The following is a 10,623-nucleotide window of genomic DNA, read 5'->3' as shown; positions in this document are numbered from 1 at the left end:
TTGCGACACCATTCTCATTTTAGCATAGGAGGCTTTTTATTGATATCTTACACGCTCCTGCTTACTCCATTCTCCCCAGCATAGCTGGGGGATTAGGCTTTTCATTCAGCCAGACCCAGACGCCCATGCAGGAGATGGAGGCGAATACCCGGAAGCTGCAGCAGGCGCTGGTTCCCCTTGGGGAAAAGATCGTGGAGTTGGCCAATGTGGTTATGCCGCCTCTGGTGGCCATTATTACAGCAGTGAGCGAGGTATTCGGGATGCTGCCGGAGCCGGTGCAGAACTTTGTCATCATCCTGGGCGCATTGCTGGTGGCATTTACCGCATTGACGCCGGTGATCGCGGCCTTGGCGGTGTCCTTTGGGGCGCTGAACATTTCCCTGCTTCCGGTGATCGGAATCATCGCCGGAGTGGCGGCGGCTATTGCCGGAATCATCGCCATTGTGAAAAACTGGGGAGCGATTACAGAGTGGTTCGGGAATTTGTGGCAGACGGTATCCCAGAAGCTGATGGAGTTATGGAACGGGCTGGTGGTTTTCTTTACGGAGACCATACCGGCGGCGTTCCAGACCTTCATCGGCTTTTTTTCTGCCATCCCGGACTGGTGGAGCGGCCTGTGGTCGCAGGTATCCACGTTTTTTACAGATACCTGGAACACAATCCTGCAGAATCCTATTGTCCAGCTGGTGGTTACAACCATCACATCTCTGTGGGAAAACGCAAAGAATACCCTGCAGGGGATCTGGTCGGGGATTTGCCAGATTGCCTCCGGCGCTTTTGAACTGCTGAAAAATGTGATCCTGGCTCCGGTGCTTCTGCTGATCGATTTGGTAACGGGGAATTTCTCCCAGCTTGCATCCGATGCAGCCAATATCTGGAACAATATCAAAAATGCCGCCTCCCAGATCTGGTCGGGAATCCGGCAGGTGGTGACTTCTGCGGCTTCGGGACTGAAGCAGGGGGTGGAGACTGTACTTTCGGCTTTGTCCCAGTTTGCCTCCCAGATCTGGTCCGCCATGAAGCAGACGGCGTCTTCTGTCTGGAACGGAATCAAGACCACGGTGGTAAATATCGCCTCCGCGCTGCGTGAAGCGGCGGTGTCAGCTTTCCAGCGAATGATCTCTGGGATCGGTTCTGCCCTTTCCGGTCTGTATTCGGTTGTGAGCAATGGATTTTCTTCTGCCATCCGGTTTATCACCGGGCTGCCGGGGCAGGCGTTCCAGTGGGGGAAGGATTTTATCCAGGGGCTGATCAACGGAATTTCCAGCATGATCCAGAGTGTGATCAACACAGTTTCCGGGCTGGCTGACCGGATCCGTTCTTTCCTGCACTTCTCGGCTCCGGATGAGGGGCCGCTGGCGGATTATGAGACATGGATGCCGGACTTCATGAAAGGGCTGGCGAGCGGTATTGAGAAGAACCGGGATCTGGTGGAGAAAGCTGTGAAGGATGTGGCTTCCGATATGGTACTTTCGCCGAAAGTAAGCGGGGCAGAGTATGGATATGCGGGAGACGCTTTCTCCGGCGGGAATATGTCTGACCTGATTTCCGGGATCTCTTCCGCGGTATCGGAAGCACTGGCGGGATTCTCTGGTCCGCAGGGGAATATCGTGATCCCGGTGTATGTGGGCGGCACGCTTTTAGATGAACTGGTAGTGACGGCGCAGGCGAGGCAGAATCTGCGGTCAGGAGGGAGGTAACCGATGGCATTTATACAGTATCTGACTTTTGACGGTACAGCCCTCCCTCTGCCGGATTCCTATGAAGTACAGATGGATGATGTGGAGGCGGATTCCGGCGGGGAGACGGAGGCCGGAACGGTGCAGCGGGATGTGGTGCGCGCTGGCGTAGTGAGCATCCCGGTGACGTTCTCTGTTTCGGCTAAGTGGCTGAAGATCCTGACAGAATTTAAACAGCAGGAAAAGATCACAGTAGAGTATTTTGATGCGGAGACGCTGACGGTGAAGACAGCGGAGATGTATGTGGAGGGGTACAAGGCTTCTCTTGTTAAGGATACATCCCTGAAGGGGTTGTGGACAGTAAGTTTTACATTGAGGGAGTTTTAGAGTGGAGGTGATGCCCTATGTATCCGGTGAGCGAGGCGTTCCTGCAAGCGGTGCAGGGGAACACCCGGAAATATTACTGGACGGGGAAGATTACCACAGCAGGAGGCGTGGTATATCCGTTCACGCAGGAAGATATCGTGAAAGGCAGTGGTTATATTACGGCGCAATGCTGCGGTAATTCAGAAATTGAGCTTGGTGCGGTGTACGCGGCGGAGATGGGGATCAGCCTGTTCCTGGATATCGACCGGTATACTTTGGAGGACGCAAAAGTGGAACTGTCCTACCACCTGCGGCTGGCGGACGGGACTTACGAAGCTGTCTCTATGGGGATCTTTGAAGTGAGTGAGGCCAACCGGACGGTGCATGTGCTGGAACTGAAGGCTTATGACCGGATGCTCCGCTTTGACCGAGCTTTCAATGGTTTTGAAACCATTGGCACCGCCTACGGGATGATGGCGCTGTGCAGTACTGCCTGCGGGGTGGAACTGGCGCAGATTCAGTCGGAGATCGAGGCGTTCCCGAATGGTTCAGAATTGCTTTCCATTTATCCGGAGAATGACATTGAGACCTACCGGGATGTGCTGTATTTTATAGCGCAGGTGCTGGGCGGATTCTTCTGCATCAACCGGGAAGGAAAGCTGGAGTTCCGGCAGTACGGGGATACGCCGGTGATGGAAATCCTGCAGAAGCACCGGTTTTCCAGTAGTTTTTCCGATTTTGTGACCCGGTACACGGCGGTCAGCTCCACCAACCTGCGTACGCAGACTTCCGAGTATTACGCTTTGGAAACAGACGATGGGCTGACCATGAACCTGGGAGTTAATCCCTTGCTGCAGTTCGGCCTGGAAGAGACAAGGGCGGAGCTGTGTGGAAACATCCTAAATGCTCTCTCGAAAGTGAACTATGTACCCTTTGATTCCGATACGATTGGGAATCCAGCCCTTGATCTGGGGGATGTGCTGACCTTCTCCGGCGGGCAGGCAGACGCCCAGCAGATCACCTGTGTGACGTCTTTTACGGTTAAGATCGGTGGGCGACAGAGCCTGAAATGCGTGGGGAAGAATCCCAGGCTTTCCCAGGCAAAGTCCAAGAATGATAAAAACATCTCTGGACTCTTAAACCAGATTGAGGCGGGGAAGATCGGCATCCATACTTTTACCAACGCTTCGGAATATACCATCGGGGAGACGGATGTTCGGATCATCAGCATTGAGTTTGCTTCCAAAGAGGAAAACCATGCCCAATTCTTCGGGCAGGTGGTGGTGGATGTGGCGGCTGCTCCAACTGCAAGGTCAGCCAATGCCAGCGGCACGATTGAGATTCCGTTTCCCTTTGGGAATACAGAAGACAGTGGCGGAGCGGCGGGTACAGAAAATAATTCTGGAGATGGTGTTGACGGGGAAGAAACCACAGATATTTCTGTAGATGTGAGCCTGCCGGTCACCTGGACGGAAGATGGGAAGGCAGTCTGCTATGTCACCTTTGAATTGAACAATGCGGAGATCCTGCTCCATCATCCGGTGGAGACTTGGTACAGCGGGAAGCACATACTGTCTTTGTATTATCCAATTGAAAATATCGTGCCGAATATTACAAATACTTTCAACGTGTACCTTCGGATGGAGGACGGCTCTGGAAGTGTGGGGATCGGGGCCTGCATTGCTTCTATCAGCGGCCAGGCTATGGCGGCGGCTGCGGCATGGGACGGCAGGATTGATATTGAGGAAACGGTGGCTCTGTTTTCTGTGGGCGGCGGCCTGCAAGGTAAGGGCTTTACAGATGTGATGGCAGTGGAAACGATGGAACTGGTGCAGAAAAACTATTCGGATACCCTGAGCGTGAAGCCGGGAATCGGAGCGTTTTGCCGTCCGGTGACGCTGGCAGGATCCAGCGGCACAGAATGAATACGGGAGGAGAATGGATATGGTTTTAAAAGGCGTGATGACGCTGGAACTGACAGATGAAAATACCGGGGCTGTGGAAACCGTCACGGAAGAAAACATGATCACCGAGGCGGTGAACAACATTCTGGGCTTAAATCCCATGGGGATTTTTTACGCGGCTACCGGGGAGTACGACGCTGCCCTGCTCTGGAACGGGAACCTGCTCCCAATCTGCCCCAATATGATCGGGGGCATCCTGCTTTTTTCCAAAACTTTGGCGGAAGATGAGGAACTGCTGTATGAGAGTTCCGACAATCTGCCGGTGGCCTATGCCTCCAATGACGTGAATTCTACGGCGAACCTGGCTAGGGGAAGCCTGAACCTGACGGAGAGCATGGCGATTTCCAATGGATATAAGTTTGTCTGGGAATTTACCCCGAACCAGGGAAACGGCACGATTGCGGCGGTGGCGCTGACCAGCTCCTTCGGCGGAGAGAACGGCTTCGGCAGCCTGACCGGGGACGCAAGCACATTCCTGCAGCTAAAGGTGGCAGATATCGGGGCAATCCCAGACACCAACAAGATGGTGCTGTTTGAGGCGGTGGAGATGGATTTCGAGAACAGCCTGCTGTATTCAATTACCTTTGAGAATGCGGGTGTTCGGATCCGAAAGCTGCGGATCCCGGTGTTTTCCATTGGGCTGAATGAGAAACTGGACGATTCCACTTATACCGTCCTAGATGATGAGGTGCTGACACCGGAGATCTTTGAATTTCTGGGAAGTTATACCAAGTATGGGGAATTTATGGACGGGCAGGACGGATACTGGTATGGGTTTTCCAATGAGGGGAATTCCTCCGGGGATGCAACAATGCTCTGGATCAAGATTTCAAAAACGGATTATTCTTTTACCGAGGGCCAGTGGATACTGTCTAATGCCAAGCTGATGGATGTGGGGAACCGGGAGAATGGCACCTTTGCAGAGCGAGTAGTGAAATGCTGTGTCCGGGGCGGATATCTGTTTGTACCAGCTTATGACAAGACGGGAATCTATAAGATTAGTCTGTCCAATTCCACAGATGTAACGCTGATCAATTTCGGTTTTACCTCCAAGTGGAAGCCCCTTTGCGAGACCGGTTCCTGTGAACTGTATCTGACACTGGTCGGGGATCTGATTATTGGCGGGGATTTCCAGATCACGGCGGAGGACACAGTGATCCAGACCCAGGGAAGTTTCCGGCTCAATAACGCTGCAACGCCCCTGTTCCAGTACAAGAATTTCCTGTTTGGATGGGGCGGCAGCTATGGGAATGAGTACCGGACGGCTTATCTGCTGACACCGTACCTGGCGTCCATCAATAACCTTTCCTCAGCGGTGGTGAAGACGGTGGATAAGACCATGAAGATTACCTACACGCTGACGGAGGAGTAAGGGGGATTAGCGGCGGCGCTTTGGGGAGTCCCCGGAAATGAGAATGTATTCCTGCTGTGGCTCTGCTACACGCTGGAGTTCCTGGCTTCTTTTTTTCAGCCGGAATTGGAGACTTCGGATTTCAGCGGATTTGCTGTCCAACTCCTTCTGGGCCTCCCTGCGCTGTTTTTCAGCCAGTTCCGTTTCGGTCATTGGGCGGATACACAGGGAACCTTCCCCATATTCGACCACAATGGTATTTCCGATGGAAAAGCCAAGTTCTTCCAGCCAGCGCCCCTCCATCTGAATTTTCGGGACCTGGGTGTAGGAACCACCGGAAAGGCGGCTGGTATATGCGACTTTGATATGTTTCTTGTTCATGAGTGTACCTCCTGTTCGTCTGTTTTGTGGTGTTTCCTGGGGCGCTTCCGACAAGCCTTTTTCCTGCCAAGCCAATAGGTGTCATGGGATCGGATCTGCCGGAGACAGTAGGGAAGCGTAGCTCCATGTCCGTGTTTATGGTAAGGGGTTCCTCTGTGATGAGTGTGATAGATCCGGCAGCTTCTGAAACGTGGGTATTCCTCCAGAAGGATATGCCAGCAGTGGCCGGTGTTGTTTGACTGGAGCGTCACGGCGCTTCCATGCAAAGCAATGATTGAGAAATAGATAGGATCAATGGCGTTCAATTCCTTTTGAGTAAACATTTTTTCCTCCTTCCTGCCAATGGCTTTTGGTGATTGTATTTATCACTCTATTCGGCAGGAATAGCAACCTGATTCTGTGCCATAAACCGCACAAATCTCATCAATGGAGATTGTGCAGCTTAGACACTTCATATAGAACCTACAGGCGGGCGCTCAGAGAAGGGCGTCTTTTCTTATGGAACGAAAGAGAGGTATTTGTAATGAAAGAATTTTGGAACACTATTCAACTCATTTTTACCGCTGTGGGCGGCTGGCTAGGATATTTTCTCGGCGGCTGTGACGGGCTGTTGTATGCGCTCATTGCATTTGTGGTAATTGACTACATCACAGGTGTGATGTGCGCCATCATCGACAGAAAGTTATCCAGCGCAGTCGGCTTTAAGGGAATCTTCCGTAAAGTGCTGATCTTCTTGCTGGTCGGGATTGCGAACATCATCGATGTGCAGGTGATCGGCACGGGAGCAGTCTTACGGACAGCGGTCATCTTTTTCTACATCTCCAATGAAGGCGTGAGCCTGCTGGAGAATGCGGGACATCTGGGACTTCCTATCCCGGAAAAGATCAAAACGGTATTAGAGCAGCTCCATGACAGAGCAGAGAAAGAGGAGGAATAATTATGGCTTACACAAACAGTTCACTGGTATCTTACACCAAACTTAGTCCGAATCATTCCGGGCAGAGAACACATTCCATTGACCGGATCACGCCCCACTGTGTGGTCGGCCAGCTGACAGCAGAGAGTATCTGCGGATGCTTTACCAGCCCGTCTGTGGAGGCAAGCTGTAACTATGGCATTGGAAAAGACGGAAAGATCGCCCTTTGCGTGGAGGAAAAGAACCGCTCATGGTGTTCTTCCAGCAGAGAAAATGACCAGAGGGCCGTCACCATTGAGTGCGCCAGTGATTTAAAAGATCCCTACGCAATGACCACTGCTGTTTACAGTTCCCTCGTGAAGCTGTGTACGGATATCTGCAAACGAAATGGGAAGAAGAAACTTCTCTGGCTGGGAGATAAGAATACGACGCTGAATTATTCTCCGAAGTCCGATGAGATGGTGCTGACTGTCCATCGCTGGTTTGCCAATAAATCCTGTCCGGGAGATTGGCTGTATTCCCGCCTTGGGGATCTGGCCTCTAAGGTAACGGCAGCACTGGGAGGATCTTCTTCTGGTTCTGGAACTTCTGTTTTATATCGTGTCCGCAAAAGCTGGTCGGATGCTAAGAGCCAGAAGGGGGCTTTCAACAATCTGGATAACGCCAAGAGATGTGCGGATTCCAATGCGGGATATTCCGTATATGATGAGAGCGGGAAGGTAGTTTACACCGGAAAGCAGACTGCATCTGGCGGGGCAGGAACGCCATTTCTGGTAAAGGTCAGCGCAACGGATCTGAATATTCGTAAAGGCCCCGGAACGAATTATGCCAAGACCGGAAAATATACGGGGAAAGGCGTATTCACGATTACCGAGGTCAAATCCGGTACGGGTTCCACCGCAGGCTGGGGTAAACTCAAGAGCGGTGCTGGGTGGATTTCCCTTGATTATGCGAAGAGAGTATGAGTAACGATCCCCACGGAGGCTTCGGCTTCCGTGGGCAATTTTTTGTGCGGTAATGCCAATAACTGAAAGGTGGACGGTACGATATTTTACTTGCTATTCTTGGCGTTTAGAGTGATAGATAGACTACCAAAAGGAAAGGAGCAGCTTATGGAAATTCAAGTATTGGAAGCCAGATCATCGAAAGGCTATCGAAAAAAAGTATGTGCATACTGCCGTGTTTCCACAGATGCGCTGGAGCAGGAGAACTCATTGGAAAACCAGATCGCATACTATGAAAATCTGATCCAATCGAATCCAGAGTATGAATACGCAGGTGTCTATTATGATTTCGCCATTTCCGGTTATAAAGAAAAGCGTCCCGGCCTTCAGAAGATGCTTATGGATGCCAGAAACGGAAAGATTGATCTGATATACACAAAATCCGTATCACGGTTTGCAAGAAATACCGCCATTGTCCTAAAGGTTTCCAGAGAGCTTAAGGAACTCAATGTCGGTATTTTTTTTGAACTTCAGAACATCAATACCTTGTCTTCGCAGGGAGAGCTGATGCTCACCATTCTGGCGGCCTTTGCACAGGCAGAAAGCGAGAGCGGCAGTATTGGGGCGAAGATGGTATATCAGCGAAAATATGAACAGGGGATTCCTGTTCAGTATCTAGAGCGTTGTTTTGGGTATACCAAAAATGAAAAAGGCGAGTTCGTTCCGGATACAGAGCAAGCCAAGTGGATCGTAAAAATCTACGAGATGGCTGCAGAAGGGTATTCGCTTTCCAAAATAGCGGATGAAATGAACGCTGCAGGCGTAAAAACGGATAAAGGCGCTGGATGGGTGGAAAGCACGGTGAAACGGATTCTGGAAAATGAGATTTATAAAGGCGATTATATCATGCACAAAAATTATGTGAATGAGGAACGCAAACTGGTAAGGAACCGGGGAGAGGTGGACGCTTGGTATATTGAAGACGACCATCCGCCTATCGTGTCAAGGCAGCTTTGGGATAAGGCGCAGGAGGCCAGAAAGAAGAAGCGAGACTATTTGGATATGGATTGCCAGATTCGGGAGGTGACGGAAGAAAATTATCCATATAAAGGCCATCTTTTCTGTGCGAAATGCGGAAGTCCTCTTACGCACCGCATTTACAGTAATGGGAACCGCATGAGTTGGGATTGCTCAGGAAGAAGACGTCATGGGAAAGACTTTTGTACCGGCATCCACGTTCCGGATACGGCGGTTCGGCAATGGAAATTTGATGGAAATATTTACATCAGCATAAAGGATAGCCGCAAATCCATAAAAGAATTTTCCTATACCAAAGAGTCTTCATGGAGTCGGCGGCATAAGAAGAAAGAATTTGTCCGGGAGGTTCCGGAACTTACGGAAGAAAATTATCCTTATTACCGCAGCATTTTCTGCGCCGAGTGCGGAAGCAGGCTGGTGCGGCACATTAAAAAGCATGGGGACATTGTATGGGAGTGTAATGGCAGAAAGCGGAAAGGCGTAGCTTACTGTGAAGGAGTTAGGATTCCTGATCGAGTAGTGCAGGCTTTCATGCCAATACGGAAAGCGATTTACATCAAGGAAAGGAAGGGCAGAAATGGCACGAAACATTACAGTTATTCCTGCAAAAAGCCGGAACGAGCTAAAAGGAAAGAACAGGGCTGAGAAGAAACTTAAGGTGGCTGCTTACTGCAGGGTATCTACGGATCAGGAAGATCAGCTTCATAGTTTTGAGGCACAGGTGGAATACTACACCCGCTACATTAGCGACCATCCTAATTATGAAATGGCAGGTATATACGCCGATGAGGGGATTAGCGGAACAAATATAAAGAAAAGAGAGCAGTTTAGACGGATGATTTCTGATTGCGAAACTGGAAAGATTGATATGGTGATCACCAAATCCATTAGCCGATTCGCCAGAAACACGCAGGATTGCTTACAATATTCGAGGATGCTGAAAAATCTGGGGATTGGGATACTATTTGAAAAAGAGCATATCAATACACTGGATTCTTCCGGAGAGTTATTGTTTACGATATTAAGTTCTTTAGCACAGGATGAGTCGAGGAACATTTCTGAGAACTGCAAATGGGGTATACGATCCAAATTCAAAAAGGGTGAGATGCACGTAAATACGCATAAGTTCTTGGGCTATGATAAGGTGGATGGCAAACTGGTCATCAATGAGCGAGAGGCAAAAATCGTACGGCGGATTTACCGGGAATTCCTTTGGGGCCATAGCCCACAGGAGATTGCAAAAGGACTGGAAGATGAAGGGATCGAAGGGTGCATGGGAGCGAAGAAATGGTATCCTTCTACAGTAATTAACATCTTGAAAAACGAAAAGCATATGGGGGATGCCTTGTTGCAGAAATCCTATACCGCCGATTTCCTTACCAAAAAGCAAGTGAAAAATCATGGAGAGGTTACGCAGGTTTATGTGAAAGGCAGCCATATCGGTATTATTGATAAAGAAACATGGAATGCCGTCCAGCTGGAATTTGCCCGCCGAGAGGAATTCGTAAAAGAACACGGGTTGAAAGGATACGGGTACGGCCGTGAGTGCAATCCCTTTACCTCTAGGATTTTCTGTGGGGAGTGCGGATCACCGTATACCAGACATACATGGAGAAGCAGGGGGATTATGCAGTGGCAGTGCAAAAACCATATGACGAATGGGAAGGTAACCTGTGTCAATGGATTTGTAAGCCAGAGTGATTTGGAATTGGGATTTGTGAAGGCATACAACATGCTGATGAAGCATAAAGAAATCCTCATCCCTCGGTGGAAGGATACCATAGAAACTGGGAATGCGCTGGAAAGATTACGTGCGAAACAGTTCTTAGATTTATCTGAGCAACCGGAATTAGAATGTTATGTACCGGAATTAGCCCAGCTGGTGATACAGATGGTTATTATAAAAGGGATAAAAAAATATGAATTTACATTTATGGATGGCAGCCGGGAAACGGTATGCGTATAGAGTGGTACCCTGCCTAAA

At 50.0% G+C, this 10,623-nt stretch carries 10 protein-coding genes; 8 read left to right on the top strand and 2 right to left on the bottom strand.

Annotation, left to right across the window (positions count from 1 at the left end):
* Positions 1–125: 125 nt before the first annotated feature.
* The 4 genes from B5E77_RS12505 to B5E77_RS12490 are packed head-to-tail and all read left to right on the top strand — an operon-like array spanning position 126 to position 5,381.
* Complete coding sequence (locus B5E77_RS12505; protein ID WP_087165692.1) at positions 126–1,700, top strand: phage tail protein; 1,575 nt, start codon at positions 126–128, stop codon at positions 1,698–1,700.
* Positions 1,701–1,703: 3 nt separating this feature from the next.
* Positions 1,704–2,066: a DUF6711 family protein gene (locus tag B5E77_RS12500; RefSeq protein WP_087165691.1), complete on the top strand. Its 363-nt coding sequence runs from the start codon at positions 1,704–1,706 to the stop codon at positions 2,064–2,066.
* Between the two features lie 17 nt (positions 2,067–2,083).
* Complete coding sequence (locus B5E77_RS12495; protein ID WP_087165690.1) at positions 2,084–3,970, top strand: hypothetical protein; 1,887 nt, start codon at positions 2,084–2,086, stop codon at positions 3,968–3,970.
* A gap of 19 nt (positions 3,971–3,989) precedes the next feature.
* On the top strand, positions 3,990–5,381 hold the full coding sequence (locus tag B5E77_RS12490) for a hypothetical protein (protein ID WP_087165689.1): 1,392 nt from the start codon (positions 3,990–3,992) through the stop codon (positions 5,379–5,381).
* A gap of 6 nt (positions 5,382–5,387) precedes the next feature.
* Here the strand turns inward: B5E77_RS12490 and B5E77_RS12485 are convergent, their stop codons facing one another.
* Both B5E77_RS12485 and B5E77_RS12480 read right to left on the bottom strand, forming a co-directional pair.
* Positions 5,388–5,741, bottom strand: a complete 354-nt coding sequence (locus B5E77_RS12485) for a SymE family type I addiction module toxin (protein ID WP_087165688.1) — start codon at positions 5,739–5,741, stop codon at positions 5,388–5,390.
* Positions 5,738–6,064 (bottom strand): hypothetical protein, encoded by a 327-nt coding sequence (locus tag B5E77_RS12480; RefSeq protein ID WP_087165687.1) that lies wholly within the window; start codon positions 6,062–6,064, stop codon positions 5,738–5,740. The genes B5E77_RS12485 and B5E77_RS12480 overlap by 4 nt, the downstream gene beginning before the upstream one ends.
* A 200-nt stretch (positions 6,065–6,264) precedes the next feature.
* Here B5E77_RS12480 and B5E77_RS12475 point away from each other — a divergent pair, with 200 nt between their 5' ends.
* The 4 genes from B5E77_RS12475 (at position 6,265) to B5E77_RS12460 (ending at position 10,605) form a co-directional block, all read left to right on the top strand.
* Positions 6,265–6,678, top strand: coding sequence for a phage holin family protein (locus B5E77_RS12475; protein WP_087165686.1), 414 nt, complete (start codon positions 6,265–6,267; stop codon positions 6,676–6,678).
* A gap of 2 nt (positions 6,679–6,680) precedes the next feature.
* On the top strand, positions 6,681–7,622 hold the full coding sequence (locus B5E77_RS12470; RefSeq protein ID WP_087165685.1) for an N-acetylmuramoyl-L-alanine amidase: 942 nt from the start codon (positions 6,681–6,683) through the stop codon (positions 7,620–7,622).
* Positions 7,623–7,769: 147 nt separating this feature from the next.
* Complete coding sequence (locus B5E77_RS12465) at positions 7,770–9,284, top strand: recombinase family protein (RefSeq protein ID WP_087165684.1); 1,515 nt, start codon at positions 7,770–7,772, stop codon at positions 9,282–9,284.
* Positions 9,217–10,605 (top strand): recombinase family protein, encoded by a 1,389-nt coding sequence (locus B5E77_RS12460; RefSeq protein WP_087165683.1) that lies wholly within the window; start codon positions 9,217–9,219, stop codon positions 10,603–10,605. Before B5E77_RS12465 ends, B5E77_RS12460 begins: the two co-directional genes overlap by 68 nt.
* Positions 10,606–10,623 lie beyond the last annotated feature (18 nt).

This window comes from Lachnoclostridium sp. An131, from assembly GCF_002160825.1.
Classification (GTDB): Bacteria; Bacillota; Clostridia; order Lachnospirales; family Lachnospiraceae; genus Laedolimicola.
Note: the sequence above shows the minus strand (reverse complement) of the source record. Positions and strands in the feature narration are given on the sequence as shown.

Coding starts and splice junctions, on each gene's coding strand:
- B5E77_RS12490 (WP_087165689.1), top strand. CDS start 3,990: ATGGTTTTAAAAGGCGTGATGACGCTGGAACTGACAGATGAAAATACC.
- B5E77_RS12485 (WP_087165688.1), bottom strand. CDS start 5,741: ATGAACAAGAAACATATCAAAGTCGCATATACCAGCCGCCTTTCCGGT.
- B5E77_RS12470 (WP_087165685.1), top strand. CDS start 6,681: ATGGCTTACACAAACAGTTCACTGGTATCTTACACCAAACTTAGTCCG.
- B5E77_RS12480 (WP_087165687.1), bottom strand. CDS start 6,064: ATGTTTACTCAAAAGGAATTGAACGCCATTGATCCTATCTATTTCTCA.
- B5E77_RS12465 (WP_087165684.1), top strand. CDS start 7,770: ATGGAAATTCAAGTATTGGAAGCCAGATCATCGAAAGGCTATCGAAAA.
- B5E77_RS12505 (WP_087165692.1), top strand. CDS start 126: ATGCAGGAGATGGAGGCGAATACCCGGAAGCTGCAGCAGGCGCTGGTT.
- B5E77_RS12460 (WP_087165683.1), top strand. CDS start 9,217: ATGGCACGAAACATTACAGTTATTCCTGCAAAAAGCCGGAACGAGCTA.
- B5E77_RS12495 (WP_087165690.1), top strand. CDS start 2,084: ATGTATCCGGTGAGCGAGGCGTTCCTGCAAGCGGTGCAGGGGAACACC.
- B5E77_RS12475 (WP_087165686.1), top strand. CDS start 6,265: ATGAAAGAATTTTGGAACACTATTCAACTCATTTTTACCGCTGTGGGC.
- B5E77_RS12500 (WP_087165691.1), top strand. CDS start 1,704: ATGGCATTTATACAGTATCTGACTTTTGACGGTACAGCCCTCCCTCTG.